Annotated in this window: 18 protein-coding genes, 1 pseudogene and 1 riboswitch; of the genes and pseudogenes, 7 read left to right on the top strand and 12 right to left on the bottom strand. The window is 62.0% G+C overall.

Going from position 1 to position 16,979, the window contains the following annotated elements:
• Positions 1 to 261 precede the first annotated feature (261 nt).
• Together IB266_RS13410 and IB266_RS13405 are read left to right on the top strand one after the other, a co-directional pair.
• The gene (locus IB266_RS13410) at positions 262 to 1,176 is read left to right on the top strand and encodes a glycosyltransferase family 2 protein (protein WP_192261484.1); all 915 of its coding nucleotides are present in this window, start codon (positions 262 to 264) and stop codon (positions 1,174 to 1,176) included.
• On the top strand, positions 1,173 to 1,790 hold the full coding sequence (locus tag IB266_RS13405) for a CatB-related O-acetyltransferase (protein ID WP_192261483.1): 618 nt from the start codon (positions 1,173 to 1,175) through the stop codon (positions 1,788 to 1,790). Before IB266_RS13410 ends, IB266_RS13405 begins: the two co-directional genes overlap by 4 nt.
• Before the next feature lie 46 nt (positions 1,791 to 1,836).
• Here IB266_RS13405 and IB266_RS13400 read toward each other — a convergent pair whose 3' ends face one another.
• Positions 1,837 to 2,466, bottom strand: a complete 630-nt coding sequence (locus IB266_RS13400; protein WP_192261482.1) for a LysE family translocator — start codon at positions 2,464 to 2,466, stop codon at positions 1,837 to 1,839.
• Between the two features lie 148 nt (positions 2,467 to 2,614).
• Here IB266_RS13400 and IB266_RS13395 point away from each other — a divergent pair, with 148 nt between their 5' ends.
• The 3 genes from IB266_RS13395 (at position 2,615) to IB266_RS13385 (ending at position 5,458) form a co-directional block, all read left to right on the top strand.
• A complete protein-coding gene (locus tag IB266_RS13395; protein ID WP_192261481.1) occupies positions 2,615 to 3,580 on the top strand; it encodes a 2-hydroxyacid dehydrogenase in 966 nt (321 codons plus the stop codon).
• A 33-nt stretch (positions 3,581 to 3,613) separates the two neighbouring features.
• Positions 3,614 to 4,612 carry a class I SAM-dependent methyltransferase gene (locus IB266_RS13390; protein WP_060739144.1) on the top strand — a complete coding sequence of 333 codons (999 nt, stop codon included), beginning with the start codon at positions 3,614 to 3,616 and terminating at the stop codon, positions 4,610 to 4,612.
• Positions 4,613 to 4,662: 50 nt separating this feature from the next.
• A riboswitch (yybP-ykoY riboswitch) is annotated at positions 4,663 to 4,783 on the top strand.
• Between the two features lie 90 nt (positions 4,784 to 4,873).
• Positions 4,874 to 5,458, top strand: coding sequence for a TMEM165/GDT1 family protein (locus IB266_RS13385; protein WP_060739145.1), 585 nt, complete (start codon positions 4,874 to 4,876; stop codon positions 5,456 to 5,458).
• Positions 5,459 to 5,584: 126 nt separating this feature from the next.
• Here IB266_RS13385 and IB266_RS13380 read toward each other — a convergent pair whose 3' ends face one another.
• Positions 5,585 to 6,400 carry a M48 family metallopeptidase gene (locus tag IB266_RS13380; RefSeq protein WP_072410894.1) on the bottom strand — a complete coding sequence of 272 codons (816 nt, stop codon included), beginning with the start codon at positions 6,398 to 6,400 and terminating at the stop codon, positions 5,585 to 5,587.
• Positions 6,401 to 6,618: 218 nt separating this feature from the next.
• On the opposite strand from IB266_RS13380, the pseudogene IB266_RS31175 reads away from it, so the two are divergent.
• Both IB266_RS31175 and IB266_RS31170 read left to right on the top strand, forming a co-directional pair.
• Positions 6,619 to 7,899, top strand: a pseudogene (locus tag IB266_RS31175) (HAMP domain-containing protein); the annotation flags it as partial.
• A gap of 15 nt (positions 7,900 to 7,914) precedes the next feature.
• Positions 7,915 to 8,757, top strand: a complete 843-nt coding sequence (locus tag IB266_RS31170) for a methyl-accepting chemotaxis protein (RefSeq protein WP_370873798.1) — start codon at positions 7,915 to 7,917, stop codon at positions 8,755 to 8,757.
• 187 nt (positions 8,758 to 8,944) lie between these two features.
• Here IB266_RS31170 and hisC read toward each other — a convergent pair whose 3' ends face one another.
• The 10 genes from hisC to IB266_RS13325 all read right to left on the bottom strand — a co-directional run bounded on the left by hisC (position 8,945) and on the right by IB266_RS13325 (position 16,917).
• Complete coding sequence (gene hisC / locus IB266_RS13370) at positions 8,945 to 9,997, bottom strand: histidinol-phosphate transaminase (protein ID WP_192261479.1); 1,053 nt, start codon at positions 9,995 to 9,997, stop codon at positions 8,945 to 8,947.
• A 1-nt stretch (position 9,998) separates the two neighbouring features.
• Entirely contained in the window at positions 9,999 to 11,336 is a 1,338-nt protein-coding gene (gene hisD / locus IB266_RS13365) for a histidinol dehydrogenase (protein WP_192261478.1), read from the bottom strand.
• A 123-nt stretch (positions 11,337 to 11,459) separates the two neighbouring features.
• A complete protein-coding gene (gene hisG, locus IB266_RS13360) occupies positions 11,460 to 12,095 on the bottom strand; it encodes an ATP phosphoribosyltransferase (protein ID WP_003197870.1) in 636 nt (211 codons plus the stop codon).
• Between the two features lie 127 nt (positions 12,096 to 12,222).
• A complete protein-coding gene (murA, locus tag IB266_RS13355; RefSeq protein ID WP_018614024.1) occupies positions 12,223 to 13,488 on the bottom strand; it encodes a UDP-N-acetylglucosamine 1-carboxyvinyltransferase in 1,266 nt (421 codons plus the stop codon).
• Positions 13,489 to 13,510: 22 nt separating this feature from the next.
• On the bottom strand, positions 13,511 to 13,750 hold the full coding sequence (locus IB266_RS13350; protein WP_007953556.1) for a BolA family protein: 240 nt from the start codon (positions 13,748 to 13,750) through the stop codon (positions 13,511 to 13,513).
• Positions 13,751 to 13,864: 114 nt separating this feature from the next.
• Positions 13,865 to 14,170, bottom strand: a complete 306-nt coding sequence (locus IB266_RS13345) for a lipid asymmetry maintenance protein MlaB (RefSeq protein WP_072410951.1) — start codon at positions 14,168 to 14,170, stop codon at positions 13,865 to 13,867.
• A gap of 8 nt (positions 14,171 to 14,178) precedes the next feature.
• Positions 14,179 to 14,832: a phospholipid-binding protein MlaC gene (locus tag IB266_RS13340; RefSeq protein WP_060739150.1), complete on the bottom strand. Its 654-nt coding sequence runs from the start codon at positions 14,830 to 14,832 to the stop codon at positions 14,179 to 14,181.
• 11 nt (positions 14,833 to 14,843) lie between these two features.
• The gene (mlaD, locus tag IB266_RS13335; protein WP_053118499.1) at positions 14,844 to 15,311 is read right to left on the bottom strand and encodes an outer membrane lipid asymmetry maintenance protein MlaD; all 468 of its coding nucleotides are present in this window, start codon (positions 15,309 to 15,311) and stop codon (positions 14,844 to 14,846) included.
• The gene (gene mlaE / locus IB266_RS13330) at positions 15,311 to 16,108 is read right to left on the bottom strand and encodes a lipid asymmetry maintenance ABC transporter permease subunit MlaE (protein ID WP_192261477.1); all 798 of its coding nucleotides are present in this window, start codon (positions 16,106 to 16,108) and stop codon (positions 15,311 to 15,313) included. The genes mlaD and mlaE overlap by 1 nt, the downstream gene beginning before the upstream one ends.
• Entirely contained in the window at positions 16,108 to 16,917 is an 810-nt protein-coding gene (locus IB266_RS13325) for an ATP-binding cassette domain-containing protein (RefSeq protein ID WP_092205009.1), read from the bottom strand. Before IB266_RS13325 ends, mlaE begins: the two co-directional genes overlap by 1 nt.
• Between the last annotated feature and the right edge of the window lie 62 nt (positions 16,918 to 16,979).

The raw sequence follows: 16,979 nt of genomic DNA, 5'->3' as shown, positions 1-16,979 counted from the left end.
CTTTTCTGACTGCACGGTCTTGGCTGGAAGCAAGCACTCTAGAGCGCTTATACACGGATCAAATCAGCCAAAGGAATGATTTGATCCGCGCGCAAATACTAGCCTAGAGCCATCTCACCCCCAGGTTTCGCAAGCATTGCGCAACCAAACCTTGTCAGATCGGGATCCAACAGCGAGCATAGGTGTCACGCTTGTTACAAAAGCCTGTGGGGAAATGCCCTGGCAGGTCTCCAGCATGCCACCACTTTTTGACAGAAAATAATGAACACCGAACTGACCTCTTCCCAGGCCACCGCGCCTCAAGGTGCGCCGCTTGTGTCGATCGTGGCCCCTTGCTACAACGCCGGGAAGTACCTGGAAGAAGCGATCCACAGCCTCTTTGCCCAGGATTACCGGAACATCGAGGTCATCGTGGTCGACGACGGCTCCACCGACGACAGCCTCGCCATGCTCCGGCAGTTGCAGCAAACCTACGCTTTCCAGCTCTACTCCCAGGAGAACCAGGGGGTGAGCGCGGCACTCAACCACGGGCTGCAGTATGCCAAGGGCACGTATGTCGCCACCCCGGACCTTGACGATGTGATGTTGCCCCATTCGATCGGGGTCCGTGCCCAATACCTGGACGAGCACCCGCAGGTGGGCTGTGTCGGCGCGCTGATCATCTACATGGACAGCGAGGGCCGGACCATCAAGGAGCAACAACGCGACCACATCCAGGTGCATACCTTCGATGACCTGCTGCGTAACGCCGCGGTCATCGGCGCGCCCACGGCCCTGTATCGCATGAGTGCCCTGCGGGACGCCGGTTTTTATGATCCGCAGCTAAGGGTCCAGGATTTCCAGATCACCCTGCGGATCGCCCGCCAGGGTTACGAAATCCATGAGTTGCCGATCTGCGTCACGCGCTATCGGCGCCACCCCAATAACCTCTCGAGAAAGTACCGTTTGATGCTCAAGACGGACCTGCAGGCCATCGAGCCCTATCGGGATCACCCCGCCTACCAGTCGGCCCGTACGGTGCTGGTGCACAAAGCGCTGAAGTACGCCGTGGTCGAAGACCGGAAAGAAGCCTGGCGACTGTTGCGCAGCATCCCCTGGCGCCATTGGAACAAAACCAGTTTCAAGCGCCTCAAGCGGCTGGCCTTGCGATTGCCGATGACAAGGTCCCAACCATGAAGTTCTTGCAGAAACTCAAGGAGCGAAAGGAGCGAAAGCACCTCAAGCGCTTGGAAAAACTCGAACGATCACCGGAAAAAATCCGTCTGCGCTATCCGAAGTACCAGGTCGGGGTGGGCACGTATGGCATTCCCGAGGTAATGGAGTTCGGCGACGACACGGTCCTCAAGGTCGGTTCCTATACGTCGATCGCCGAAGGGGTGAAGATCCTGCTGGGCGGTGGGCACCGCACCGACTGGGTCAGCACGTTTCCATTCCCACTGATGATCGATGAAGCCCGCAACATTCCCGGCAGCAACCCGACCAAGGGCGACGTAGTGATTGGCAGCGACTGCTGGATCTGCGCTGAAGCGATGATCCTGTCGGGCGTGACCATCGGCCATGGCGCCGTGGTCGCCGCCGGCGCGGTGGTGACACGCGATGTCGAGCCTTACGCCATGGTGGGCGGCAACCCGTGCCGGTTCATTCGCTGGCGCTTCGAGGAGCCGGTGCGTCAGGCCCTGCTGGAGTCGGCCTGGTGGGAATGGCCGATGGAAGAGGTCAAGGCGGTGTCCCCCCTGCTGTGCAGTGACAACATCGACGCTTTTCTGGATTACGCCCGCCAACGGCATTGATCGCCCCACACCCGCATGGAAGCGATCAGAGGAAAGATCAGAGCGGTCAGTGCGCCTCGGTAAACGCCAGCTTCACCCCGATGGCGACGAGCACCGCGCCCATGGTCCGGTCGAACCAATGCCCCATGCGCGCGAAACCGGCGCGCACCCGTTGCTGGCTGAACAACAGCGCCACCAGGCAGAACCAGACGGCCGTCGCCACCGCCAGGTACACGCCGTAACCGGCCTGGATCGCCAACGGCGTATGCGGATTGATCACCACGGTGAACAGCGACAGGAAAAACAGCGTCGCCTTGGGGTTCAGGCCATTGGTGACGAAGCCCGAAACGAATGCGCCACGGGCAGTCCGCTCACCGACTTCCTTGTGCAGGTTTTCCTCGGCCGGCTTGGCCGGTTGCGCCCGCAGTGCCTTGAAGCCGATGTACAGCAGGTACGCGGCAGCGGCCCACTTCAGCGCGTTGAACAGCACGATAGATTGCGACACGATCAGGCCGATGCCCAGCAACGAATAGCCCACGTGCAGGAAAATCGCCGTGCCGACGCCCAGCGCCGTCCAGGTTCCGGCGCGTCGGCCATGGGTCACGCTTTCGCGCACCACCACGGCAAAATCCGGCCCGGGGCTGGCAACAGCCAGCAGGTGGATCAGGGCGACGGTGAGGAATTCGGTGAGGTACATGGAAGCTCCTTACGACAATCTTTTGTTGGATGAAGTCCCGTGTCGAGGGGGCTTGCTCCCTCGCCACGGGTGTTCGGCGCCAGGGCCGCATTCATCTGATAGGCTCGCCACATTACGCCTTCGGTTCTTGACATAAAAGGTACAGCTGATGACGAACACCGCCCGCGCCGTTTTCCTCGACCACCCTTCCCTGGACCTCGGCGACCTGGACCTGAACCCGTTGCGCAGTTGCTTCGGCGAACTGCAACTGTTCGCCCGGACCACGCCGGACCAGGTCATCGAGCGGCTCAAGGGCGCCACTGTGGCAATCACCAACAAAATCGTGATCGATGCCCAGGCCATGGCGGCCAGCCCTGAACTGAAGCTGATCCTGATCAGTGCCACGGGTACCAACAATGTCGACCTGGCGGCCGCCCGTCACCACGGCATCACGGTGTGCAATTGCCAGGGCTACGGCACGCCGTCGGTGGCCCAGCACACCCTCATGCTGTTGCTGAACCTGGCGACGCGCCTGGCCGATTATCAAAAAGCGGTGGGGGAAGGTCGCTGGCAGCAGGCTTCGCAGTTCTGCCTGCTGGACTATCCGATTGTCGAGCTGGAAGGCAAGACCCTGGGCTTGCTCGGCCATGGCGAGTTGGGCAGCGCCGTCGGGCGGCTGGCCGAAGCCTTTGGCATGCGCGTGCTGCTGGGGCAGATCCCTGGGCGCCCGGCCCGTCCCGACCGCTTGCCGCTGGAGCAATTGTTACCGCAAGTCGATGCCCTGACCCTGCACTGCCCGCTCAACGAGCACACCCGGAACTTCATCGGCGCCCGCGAACTGGCGCTGCTCAAGCCCGGCGCATTCGTGGTCAATACCGCCCGTGGTGGGTTGATCGACGAACAGGCCCTGGCCGAGGCACTGCGCAGCGGTCACTTGGGAGGCGCCGCCACCGACGTGCTCAGCGTGGAGCCGCCGACCCAAGGCAACCCGCTGCTGGCCCGCGATATCCCACGGTTGATTGTCACCCCACACAACGCCTGGGGCAGCCGCGAGGCACGGCAACGGATCGTCGGCCAAATGAGCGAAAACGCCCAGGGCTTTTTCAGCGGTACAGCGCGGCGTGTCGTCAGTTGATAAACTGCCGCACTTTTTTTCAAGGAGCAGACCATGGATCCGCGCAGTGAAGTACTGCTTCGTCAGGCCGAGTTATTCCAGGGTTCGGTGTTGTTGGCCGGCCTGCCCGCCGACGATTTGCTCGGCCGTTTGCCAGAAGCCCATGGCTGGTGCTGGCATGCCGGCGATCAGGCGGCGCTGGATGCTCGTTTTCCCGAGCGCAGCCACTTTGGCGTGACCGTGCCCGAGCGCGCGTTCGACACCGCCGTGGTGTTCCTGCCCAAGGCCAAGGACCTGACCGACTACCTCCTCAATGCCGTGGCGGCGCGCCTGGCCGGGCGCGAGGTATACCTGGTGGGGGAAAAACGCAGCGGCATCGAAGGCGCATCCAAGCAGCTCAACCCGTTCGGCAAGCCGCGCAAGCTCGACAGCGCCCGGCACTGCCAGCTGTGGCAGGTCACTGTCGCCAACGCGCCCGAGGCCAAGCCCCTGGAAAGCCTGGCCCAGACCTACGAACTGCCCCTGGCCGAAGGCCCGCTGAAGGTTATCAGCCTGCCGGGGGTGTTCAGCCACGGTCGCCTGGATCGCGGCAGTGCGCTGCTGTTGGAACACCTGGATAAACTGCCCAGCGGACACTTGCTCGACTTCGGCTGCGGCGCCGGGGTGCTGGGGGCCGCAGTCAAGCGGCGCTATCCGCACAACACCGTCACCCTGTTGGACGTGGACGCTTTCGCTGCCGCCAGCAGTCGCCTGACCCTGGCCGCCAATGGCCTGGAAGCCGAAGTATTGACCGGTGATGGCATCGACGCCGCACCGATGGGTTTGAGCGCGATCCTGAGCAACCCGCCGTTCCATGTCGGCGTGCACACCGATTACCACGCCACGGAAAACCTGCTGCGAAAAGCAGCCAAACATCTGAAAAACGGTGGCGAACTTCGACTGGTCGCCAATAGTTTCCTCAAATACCAGCCGCTGATCGAGGAGCATTTGGGCGTCTGCGCGATCAAGGCCGAAGGCCAGGGCTTTCGCATCTACCGGGCCAAGCGCGGTTGAAATTTTTTAGGTAACAGCACTTGCTCAATCGGATTTGCCTAGGCAGAATCCGCTCCGTCCTAGGGGAGTAGTCTCCCGCGAGCGCCATGCTCGCCCGGCATACGTCAACATACTTGGTCAGCAGGCCATGGCGTATGCGGCCCAAGCGTCCACGCAGATGGTCGCTGGGTTTGACAAGACCTATGACACGCACACCTTACCCGGGGCGGGAAGGCTGTACGTGTCATAGCCGTGTCGACCCGCCCCTTTAGGAAATCCCTGATGCTGGACTCACTCCTCGTACCTACGGCGATCGTTGCGCTGGCCGAAATCGGCGACAAGACGCAATTGCTCGCGCTCATCCTGGCGGCTCGCTTTCGCAAACCCTGGCCGATCATCGCCGGCATCGTCGCCGCGACCCTGGCCAACCATGCGGCAGCCGGCGCGGTCGGCGCCTGGGTCAGCGGTTTTTTCTCCAACGCGGTCCTGCACTGGATATTGGCGGCCAGCTTCGCGGCCACGGCATTGTGGACTCTCGTCCCGGACAAACTGGACGATGAAGAAGCCAACACGGCCCGCCGGTTCGGACCGTTCCTGACCACACTGATTGCGTTCTTCCTGGCGGAAATCGGCGACAAGACCCAGATCGCCACGGTGATGCTCGCCGCGCAATACCCGGAGTTGTGGCTGGTGATCATCGGCACCACCGTGGGCATGTTGATTGCCAACGTGCCGGTGGTCCTGGCGGGCAATTTCGCCGCCGAGAAGCTGCCCCTGACCCTGATCCGCCGCCTGGCCGCCTCGGCGTTCTTCGTCCTGGCGATCGTGGCGGTGTACAAGGCGATGCAGAGTAGTGGGTGGGTTTGACCCTTTGTCACCCCTTGGGCAGAGGATAACTGTGGGAGCATAGCTTGCTCGCGATAAACGATGACGCGGTCTGATTGACGTCTGCGTCGCCCCTGTCGCGAGCAAGCTTTGCTCCCACAACGATGCTTACTTCTTGGCCTGCTGATACAGCGGCATCACCTTCGGAATCGCCGCTTGCAACGAAGCGATACGACTGCTCGACGACGGGTGGGTGCTCATGAATTCCGGCGGCGCGCCTTCGGAAGCCTTGGCCATCTTGTTCCACAAGGTGATCGCCGCATTCGGGTCGTAGCCGGCGCGGGCGGCCAGTTCGAGGCCGATCAGGTCGGCTTCGTTCTCGTTGCCACGGCTGTTGGGCAAGGTCATGCCGTAGTTGGCGACAGTGTCGGCCAATGCCAGGCTGTCCTGGCCGAGACCGAACAAGGCACCGGCGCCCTGCTTGGCCATCTCGATGCCATAGGCCTTGGACATCGCTTCGCGCCCGTGCTCGCGCAGGGCGTGGGCGATTTCGTGGCCCATGATCGCGGCGATTTCAGCGTCGGTCAGCTTCAACTGGTCGATCAGGCCGGTGTAGAACATGATCTTGCCGCCAGGGCCGCAGTTGGCGTTGAGTTCATCGCTCTTGATCAGGTTCACTTCCCAGTTCCACTGGGCCGAATCCGGGCGGAACACCGGCGCCTGGGCAATCAAGCGATCGGCAATGACCTGGATGCGCTTGGCATCGTTGCTGGTCTTGTCCAACGCACCCTGGGCTTTGGCCTCACCCATCGTCTTTTGATAGGACTGGGCGTACATCTGGTTGACCTGGTCGGTCGACAGCATGCTGAACATGTACTGCTTGCGCTCCACACCCACGGCTCCGCCGCTGGTGGTGTTGACCGACTGACAACCGGCGAGCAGCAGCGCCGCGCTCAGAGCACTCACCATCAATGTCTTGTTCATGTAAAAGAAGCTCCCTGGAAACGTGGGCGTATCCTAGGCCTTGATTTGTATCGGCGCCAGATACACAACGAGGGATTAGCGTTTTTTCGGACAGATTCCACCGTGTCCATTTGCGACACCCACGCAGCTATAAGAGTCACCCGACGAACAGCGCCTCATGCCGCGCCACAGAAACGCCGATAAAGAGCCCAGACGTCATTTCCGCGTCCGGAGCCTTTATGAAATTCAAATCGATCCAGTTTTCCGTGGCCGCCCTGGCCGGCGCCATCGTGCTCAGTGTGGTTGGCGCCCTTGTGCTGTACGCGTTGTTTGCTGGCGCCCGCACCCAGGAGATGGTGCAACAGCGCACCAAGGCGCAGTTCGAGCAACTCATCGAACAACGCCTCAGTGCCCTGGCGCGCACCCAGGCCAGCCTGATCCAACGGGAACTGGAAGCCCCGCTGCTGCTCGCCCGCGGCCTGGCCACCACGAACGCCTTGATGGGCATCAACGGCGCGGACGGCAACCCGCAACTGAAGGTGCCCCGCGAACAAATGATCAGCCTGCTGCGGGAAACCGTGGTGCGCAACCCGAAGATCCTCGGCGCCTACATCGCCTGGGAGCCGAACGCCATCGACCACGACGACGCCAACTATGTAAACAGCCCGGTGGTGGGCATGGAAACCAACGGACGTTTCCTGCCGTGGTGGTTTCGCAACCAGGACGGCTCCCTGGGCCTGGAAAAACTCGCCGACGTGACCGACCAGAAACTGCTCTCCACCGGCATCCGCGCCAGTGAGTACTACCTGTGCTCCCAGGACAGCAAGAAAGCCTGCGTGATCGACCCGGCGCCCTATCGCGTCGGCAGCACGATGACCATGCTCGCCTCGTTCATCGAACCGATCATGATCGATGGCAAGTTCCAGGGCATCGTCGGCGCCGACCTGTCGGTGAACTTCATCCAGGACATGCTCGTGGCCGCCGATGGCAAGCTATACGACGGCGCCGGAGAAATGGCTCTGCTCTCGAGCAACAACCGGCTGGTGGCCTTCACCAAGGACCCGAGCAAACTCGGGGAAAAGGCCAGCGACCTGCTGGATGCCAGCGAATTGGACAACCTGGCCAAGCTGGGCGTCGGCGAGGTGCGCTACGACATCGACGAAGAACACGGGCATATCGAGGTGTACATGCCGTTCGGCATCGGCGAGACCAACGCCCGCTGGACGTTGATGCTGCAGTTGCCGCTGAATGCGGTCATGGCCGACCTGCAAGCCTTGCAGCAAGACCTCGACCATCAGCGCCAGGCCGATATCTTCGGCATGGCGATGGTGGGCCTGGTGATTGCCGGTATCGGTCTGCTGGTGATCTGGCTGGTGGGCCATGGCATTGCCCGGCCACTCAAGCAAATGGTGGCGATGCTCGATGACATCGCCCAGGGCGAAGGCGACCTGACCCGTCGCCTGGTGAGCGACCGCGCCGATGAGCTGGGGGCGATCGCCAGGGGCTTCAACACTTTCCTGAGCAAGTTGCAGGGCATGATCACCCAAGTGGTGACCTCGGTGCAGAGCGTCAGTGATTCATCGGAGCACACTGCCGATATTGCGATCCGCACCAACCAGGGCGTGCACAAGCAAATGTCCGAGATCGATCAGGTCGCTACTGCGGTGCACGAAATGACCGCCACCGCCCAGGACGTGGCCCGCAACGCGACCCAAGCGGCCCAGGCCGCCAGTCATGCGGACCAGGCTGCCAGCCAGGGCATGCAGATCGTCCGGGACACCTCCACCTCCATTGGTGCCCTGGCCGTGGAGATCGGCAAGGCGGTGGGCGTGGTGCAGACCCTGGCCAAGGACAGCGAGAACATCAACGCGATCCTCACCGCCATCCGCGGGATCGCCGAGCAGACCAACCTGCTGGCCCTCAACGCGGCCATCGAAGCGGCTCGGGCCGGTGAACAGGGCCGTGGTTTCGCAGTGGTCGCCGATGAAGTGCGCAACCTGGCGCAGAAGACGCAGCAGGCGACCGAAGAAATCCAGGCGATGATCCAGCAACTGCAACAAGGCACCCGGGATGTGGTGCGGGTGATGGAAGACAGCCAGCACCGTACCGATGAAAGCGTGCAGCATGCGGCGAAAGCGGCCCAGGCCCTGGAAACGATTACCCAGGCCGTGTCGGTGATCAACGACATGAACACCCAGATCGCCAGCGCTGCCGAGGAACAAAGCGCCGTGGCCGACGACATCAACCGCAACGTGATCAACATCGGACAAGTGGCGAACGAAGTGGCCAGCGGCGCCGACGAATCCAGCGCGGCCAGCGCTGGGCTGACCAAACTGGCGGAGCAGCAGCGGCGGTTGATCAATCAGTTCAGGGTCTGATCCGAAGGCCCCATCGCGAGCAAGCTCGCTCCCACAGGGGATTGGCGCTGGAACGCCGATATTACGACCCACCCAAAACAACTGTGGGAGCGAGCTTGCTCGCGATGGCGCCAGTTCAGCCAACATTGAAGTGACTGACACTACGCCTTCGCGAGCAAGCTCGCTCCCACAGGGTCAATGCAGGGTTTCAGAGTTCGCCGAGGGCTTCGATCAGGGCCTGGTTCTGCTCCGGTGTGCCGATGCTGATCCGCAGGAATTGGGCAATCCGCTCCTGCTTGAAGTGCCGCACGATCACCCCCTGCTCCCGCAGTTTCGCCGCCAAGCCTGCCGCATCGTGCCGGGAGTGGCGGGCGAAGATGAAGTTGGCCGCCGAGGGCAGCACTTCAAAGCCCTTGGCTTCCAATTGGGCCACGACCCATTCACGGTGCTCGATGACTAACCGGCAGGTCCGGTCGAAATACTCGCGATCATCGAACGCCGCCGCGCCGCCGACGTTCGCCAGGCGATCCAGCGGGTAGGAGTTGAAGCTGTTCTTGATCCGCTCCAGCGCTTCGATCAGGTCCGGATGCCCCACCGCCAGGCCCACGCGCAGCCCCGCCAGCGAGCGGGATTTGGACAATGTCTGGGTCACCAGCAGGTTCGGATAACGATCCACCAGGCTGATGGCCGTCTCGCCGCCGAAGTCGATATAAGCCTCGTCGACCACCACCACCGAGTCCGGGCTGGCCTTGAGGATCCGCTCGACCGCGTCCAGCGCCAGCAGGCAGCCGGTGGGCGCGTTCGGGTTGGGGAAAATGATCCCGCCGTTCGGCTTGGCATAGTCCGCCGGGTCGATGCGGAATTGTTCATCCAGCGGCACTGCCTCGAACTGGATGCCATACAACCCGCAATACACCGGATAGAAGCTGTAGCTGATGTCCGGGAACAACAGTGGCTGGTCGTGCTGCAACAGACCGTGAAAGATGTGTGCCAGCACTTCATCCGAGCCGTTACCCAGGAACACCTGGTTGCTCTGCACGCCGTAGTAGCGGGCCACGGCGCCTTTGAGCAGGTCACTGTTGGGGTCCGGATACAGGCGCAGGTTGTCGTTCAGTTCGGTCTGCATCGCCGCCAGGGCCTTGGGCGATGGGCCGTAGGGGTTCTCGTTGGTGTTGAGCTTGACCAACCGGGTCAGCTTCGGTTGCTCGCCCGGCACGTAGGGCACCAGGTTCTTGACGAACGGGCTCCAGAATTTACTCATTTCAGTTCCCCTGCCCTTCAACGGATTGCTCATCAAGAATACGGTACTCGGCGCTGCGGGCATGGGCGCTCAGCGATTCGCCGCGGGCCAGCACCGAGGCGGTCTTGCCCAGTTCGGAAGCCCCCTGCTCGGAGCAGAAGATGATCGACGAACGCTTCTGGAAGTCATACACCCCCAGCGGCGACGAAAAGCGGGCGGTGCCGGAAGTCGGCAACACGTGGTTGGGCCCCGCGCAATAATCGCCCAGTGCCTCGCTGGTGTGGCGGCCCATGAAGATCGCGCCGGCGTGGCGGATCTGTGGCAGCCAGGCTTGCGGATCGGCAACGGACAATTCCAGGTGTTCCGGCGCGATGCGGTTGGCGACCTCGATGGCCTGCGCCATGTCATCGACCTTGATCAGCGCCCCACGGCCATTGATCGAGGTGTTGATGATCTCGGCGCGGTCCATGGTCGGCAGCAGCTTGTCGATGCTGGCGGCGACCTTGTCGAGGAACTCGGCGTCCGGGCTGACCAGGATCGCCTGGGCGTCTTCGTCGTGCTCGGCCTGGGAAAACAGGTCCATGGCGATCCAATCCGGATCGGTCTGGCCGTCGCACACCACGAGGATTTCCGAAGGGCCCGCGATCATGTCGATGCCGACCTGGCCAAACACGTGGCGCTTGGCGGTGGCGACATAGATATTGCCCGGCCCGACCACCTTGTCCACCCGTGGCACGCTTTCGGTGCCATAGGCCAGCGCAGCCACGGCCTGGGCGCCGCCGATGGTGAATACCCGGTCCACCCCGGCAATGCAGGCGGCGGCCAGCACCAGCTCGTTGATTTCACCCCGCGGGGTCGGGACGACCATGACCACTTCGGTCACGCCGGCGACCTTGGCCGGGATGGCGTTCATCAGCACCGAGGACGGATAGGATGCCTTGCCGCCCGGCACGTAAAGGCCGGCACGGTCCAGCGGCGTGACTTTCTGGCCCAGCACCGTGCCGTCGGCTTCGGTGTAGCTCCAGGAGTCCTGTTTCTGCCTTTCGTGATAATCACGCACCCGCGACGCGGCTTTTTCCAGGGCTTCGCGCTGGGGCACGGTGATCCGGGTCAGGGCCAGTTCCAGGCGTTCGCGCGGCAGGATCAGGTCGGCCATGGACGCCACTTGCAGGCCGTCGAATTTCTGGGTGAATTCCACCAGTGCCGCATCGCCACGCTCGCGCACAGCCTTGATGATCTCCAGCACCCGCTGATTGACCGAGTCGTCAGACACGCTTTCCCAGCTCAGCAGATGATCCAGATGATGTGCGAAATCCGGATCGGCAGCGTTGAGTCGGCGAATCGAAGTGGGAGCGGTCATAGCGAGGGCCTCATTAATGGCAAATGCTCAGGCGCCCTAAGCTACCAGTCCATTCGCGTGGGCACCTGAGAAAATTGGCTATGACACGGATAGACGGGCGCGACTCAAGGTCGCGCAGGTGAATCAGCCGCGGTGTCGTGATTCCACTGCCTTGCGCAGGGTATCGATCAGAGCCTGGATACGAGCATGCTGCATTTTCATCGACGCCTTGTTGACGATCAACCGGGAGGTGATGTCGGCGATGAAATCCTGGGGTTCCAGACCGTTGGCCCGCAGGGTGTTGCCGGTGTCGACCACGTCGATGATCTTGTCCGCCAGGCCGATCAGCGGCGCCAGCTCCATCGAACCGTACAGCTTGATGATGTCGACCTGACGGCCCTGCTCGGCATAATAACGCTTGGCAATGTTGACGAACTTGGTCGCCACGCGCAAACGCCCCTTGGGCTCCGGCGCGCCGACTTTACCGGCGGTCATCAGCTTGCAACGGGCGATCTGCAGGTCCAGGGGCTCGTACAGGCCCTGGCCGCCGTACTCCATCAGCACGTCCTTGCCGGCAACGCCCAGGTCGGCTGCACCATGTTCCACATAGGTCGGCACATCGGTGGCACGCACGATCAGCAAGCGCACGTCGGCCTGGGTCGTGGGAATGATCAGCTTGCGGCTCTTGTCCGGATTCTCGGTCGGCACGATGCCCGCTTCAGCCAGAAGCGGCAGGGTGTCGTCAAGGATGCGGCCCTTGGACAGTGCGATGGTCAACATGGGAAACGTCAGTCCTTATCAAGGTACTCATGCCCGGTCGCAAACGGCGCCGGACACACATCGAGGGTGCAAACACCCTCGATAAAACGAAATCAACGGACGCGTCCCTGCGCCCATGCAGCCGGAACTAGCCCGGCACGCGGCGGATCTTGGCGCCGAGCATCTGCAGTTTTTCTTCGATGCACTCGTAGCCACGGTCGATGTGGTAGATGCGGTCGATCAGGGTATCGCCTTCGGCAACCAGGGCCGAGATGACCAGGCTGGCCGACGCCCGCAGGTCGGTGGCCATGACTGGCGCGCCCTTGAGCTTCTCGGTGCCAGTGACGATGGCCGTGTTGCCTTCGACCTGGATCTTGGCGCCCATGCGGTGCAGTTCGTAGACGTGCATGAAGCGGTTTTCGAAGATCGTCTCGATGACCGCGCCCGTGCCTTCGGCAATGGCGTTGAGGGAGATGAACTGCGCCTGCATGTCGGTCGGGAACGCCGGGTATGGAGCGGTCCGCACGTTGACAGCCTTGGGCCGCTTGCCGTGCATGTTCACTTCGATCCAGTCTTCGCCGCAGGTGACTTCGGCGCCGGCTTCCTTGAGCTTCTCCAGGACGGCTTCGAGGATGGTCGGATCGGTGTCCTTGACCTTGACGCGGCCACCGGTAACGGCAGCGGCCACCAGGTAGGTACCGGTTTCGATCCGATCCGGCATCACCTTGTAGGTGGCCGAATGCAGGCGCTCGACGCCATCGATGGTGATGGTGTCAGTGCCGGCGCCGCTGATCTTGGCGCCCATGGCGATCAGGAAGTTTGCCAGGTCGACCACTTCAGGCTCGCGGGCAGCGTTCTGCAGCACGCTACGACCCTTGGCCAGTGCGGCCGCCATCATGATGTTCTCGGTACCGGTCACGCTGACGGTATCGAAGAAGAAATGCGCGCCGCGCAAGCCGCCTTCCGGCGCCTTGGCCTTGATGTAGCCACCTTCGACGTCGATCACCGCGCCCATGGCTTCCAGGCCGCGGATGTGCAGGTCCACCGGACGCGAGCCGATGGCGCAACCGCCAGGCAAGGCGACTTCGGCTTCACCGAAACGGGCGACCATCGGGCCCAGTACCAGGATCGACGCACGCATGGTCTTCACCAGCTCGTACGGGGCGATCAGGGTCTTGATGGTGCGTGGGTCGATCTCGACGCTGAGCTTCTCGTCGATCACCGGCTCGATGCCCATGCGGCCGAACAGCTCGATCATCGTGGTGATGTCGTGCAGGTGCGGCAGGTTGGCCACGGTCACAGGACCGTCGCACAGCAGGGTTGCGGCCAGGATTGGCAGGGCGGAGTTCTTTGCCCCGGAGATACGGATTTCGCCATCAAGACGAACGCCGCCGGTAATAATCAGTTTATCCATAAGAATCTCGAGGCCCTTGGGCTCAGGTGCGCTCGGCCCAGGCCGCGCTGCTGAAAAATTTCATCGTGACCGCGTGGATGCTGCCATCGGCAATCCATGGGTTCAAATGGGCATAGATGCTCTGCTGACGCTTCACTGGGCTCAATGCCGCCAGTTCATCGCTGATCACGTTCAGCTGAAAGTTGCAGCCTTCGCCTTCAACTTCCACCTGCGTACCAGGCAGCTTTCCTTCAAGGAAGCTCTTCACTTCTACAGCCTGCATGCTCAACCTCAATCGGCGCCCTGTGCGCGCGGGTCGCACATCATACAAAAAAGCCCCGCGCCTGCGAACCCCGCGAAGCAGGACTCTGACGGGGGGACTTTTCCAACAATGTGGTCAGGAGTGCGCCAACAGCTCGGTCAGCTCACTGACCTGGGCTATTTCGCGCATATCTTCGGGCATCCCACGGATGCTCCACGTTTTGCCGGCCGCCTTGGCGTCCCGCATGAAGCACAGCAGCAGCGACAAGCCGACACTGCTGGACTTCTGCACCGCCGAGCAGTCAATGACCACCTCGGCGGCACCGACGGACTTGATCAGCGCCTGGCCCTGCTTGCGCAAGGCCGGGCCGGTGCGGTAGTCCAGCACGCCACTGAGCAGCAGCTCACCCGCGCCGCCCAGACGAACGGCCGACTCACTCACCGACTCGATCATTGTTCCTGCTTCTCTTTGGCTTCTTCGGTCACTTCCTTGGCCTTGGCGACTTCACCGGCCCAACCGTCGATGGTCTTGTCCAGGTCGTTGCCATTGCGCTGCATCGCGTCGGCGAACTGATCGCGGAACAGCTTGCCAATGTTGATGCCGTTGATGATCACGTTGCGCACTTTCCACTCGCTGTTGATCTTCTCCAGCGTGTAGGACACAGGGTAGACCGCGCCGTTGTTGCCCTTGACCTGCATGTCGACGCTGGTGCGGGTGCCGCTTTCGTCCTTGGCCGGGGAAACGGTGATGCCCTGGTTGTTGTATTCCAGCAAGGCGTTGCCATAGAACTGCATCAGGCTGCGCTTGAAGTTCTCCTGGAAGCGGGTCATCTGCGCAGGGGTTGCCTTGCGCGAGTACTTGACGGTCATGATGCTCTTGGAGATGCCATCGGCGTCCACCACAGGGCCGACGATGCCATTCAGCGCGTCATAGAACGCGCTGGGGTCCTGCTTGTATTTCTCTTTATTGGCGGCAAGGTCCGCCAACAACCGGGTGGTCGTGTCCTGGATGATGTCATGGGCCGAAGGCGCGGCCACTGCGTTGGCCATCAACGGCAGCGCCGCGAGCAGCACCAACAGGCTACGTCGCAAGATAGAGATCATTCAAAAGCTCCTCATTTGGCGTCTTTGCTAACGGTATTGAGCAGGAATTTACCGATCAGGTCCTCGAGCACCAGGGACGACTGCGTGTCATGGATGACGCCGCCGTCCTTGAGCACGGCGTCTTCCCCTCCCACGCTGATGCCAATGTATTTCTCGCCCAGCAGCCCGGCCGTGAGGATAGATGCAGTGGAGTCAGTCGGCAGGTTGTCCACGCGCTTTTCCAGCTGCAGCGTCACCCGACCGGTGAAATCCTCGCGGTTCAGATCGATTGCCGTGACCTTGCCGATGGTCACACCGGCCATGGTCACCTTGGCTCTGACCGTCAAACCGGCGATATTGTCGAAGTTGGCATAAAGTTTATAAGTATCGGTGCTTGCCGTCGGCGCCAGGCCACTGACCCGCAAGGCCAGCAGCAGCAAAGCCAGGATGCCAGCCAGCAAGAAAAGGCCGACACCGATTTCCAGGGTGCGGTTTTGCATCAGAAATCTCCAAACATCAAGGCGGTCAGAATAAAGTCAAGGCCCAGGACCGCCAGCGAGGCGTACACCACGGTCTTGGTTGTGGCACGGCTGATCCCCTCTGAAGTGGGGTCACAGTCATAGCCTTGGAACACGGCGATCCAGGTCACGACGAACGCGAACACGGCACTTTTGATCACGCCATTGAGGACATCGTCGAGGAAGTCGACGCTGTTTTGCATGTTCGACCAGTAGGAGCCTTCATAGACCCCCAGCCAGTCGACGGCCACCCAGGAGCCGCCCCAGATCCCCACGACGCTGAAAATCATCGCCAGCACCGGCAGGGAAATGAAACCGGCCCACAGGCGCGGGGCAATGATGTACTTGAGTGGGTCGACACCGATCATTTCCAGGCTGGACAACTGCTCGGTGGACTTCATGTTACCGATTTCAGCCGTCAGCGCCGAACCGGCCCGCCCGGCGAACAGCAGCGCAGTCACCACGGGGCCAAGCTCGCGCAGCAGCGTCAGGGCGACCATCTGCCCGACCGCCTGCTCCGAACCGTAGCTGGACAAAATGCTGAAGCCCTGCAGCGCCAGCACCATGCCGATGAAGATCCCGGAGACGACGATGATCACCAGGGACATCACGCCCACCGAGTGCAGCTGCTTGACCAGCAGGCCAAAGCCGCCGCCTGTCGAGTTGCGACCGAGCAAGGCGTGCATCAGGAACAACGAGGAACGACCCAGCACCGCCACCACATCGATGCCGGAGCGACCGAACAGACGAATTCTTTCCAACAGTGATTTCTTGCGCATCAGCGCTTCCCCAGCAGATCGGTACGGTAATCCGTGGCCGGAAAATGGAACGCCACCGGCCCGTCCGGATCACCCTTCATGAATTGGCGAATACGCGGGTTGTCCGAATCCGCCAGTTCCTGCGGTGTGCCCTGCCCCAGCACCTGGCCATCGCCGACCACATAGATGTAGTCGGCAATGCTGGCGGTTTCGGCCAGGTCGTGGGAGACCACGATACTGGTGATGCCCAGCGCATCGTTGAGCAGGCGGATCAGGCGTACGAGCACACCCATGGCGATCGGGTCCTGGCCGACGAAGGGTTCGTCGTACATGAGGATCTTCGGATCGAGGGCAATCGCCCGCGCCAGCGCGACCCGCCGCTTCATGCCGCCGGACAGCTCGTCCGGCATCAGGTCGATGGCGCCACGCAGCCCGACGGCCTGCAACTTGAGCAGGACGATGTCGCGGATCATCTCTTCCGGCAGGTCGGTATGGACCCGCAGCGGAAACGCCACGTTCTCGAACACATCGAGGTCGGTGAACAGCGCGCCGCTCTGGAACAGCACGCCCATGTGCTTGCGCGCATCGAACAGGTCGCTGCGAGACAATTGGGGAAGATTCTGGCCATTGACCCAGACTTCGCCGGCGCTGGGACGCAGCTGCGCGCCCATCAGCCGCAGCAGCGTGGTCTTGCCACACCCGGAGGGCCCCATGATGCCGGTGACCTTGCCCCGTGGTATGCGAATATCGATGTCATTGAAAATGCTGCGCGTCCCTCGCTTGAAGGACAGTCCCTTCAGCTCGACCGCGTAGGCGTTGTCGGCACTCATCTAAACTCCTTGCGATGCAGCCTCACATTCGAATGCCCTGGGCAGCCGACAAGCGCCGGTAC

Origin of the sequence: Pseudomonas sp. Pdm06, from assembly GCF_014851795.1 — a bacterium.
Classification (GTDB): Bacteria; Pseudomonadota; Gammaproteobacteria; order Pseudomonadales; family Pseudomonadaceae; genus Aquipseudomonas; species Aquipseudomonas fluorescens_AA.
Note: the sequence above shows the minus strand (reverse complement) of the source record. Positions and strands in the feature narration are given on the sequence as shown.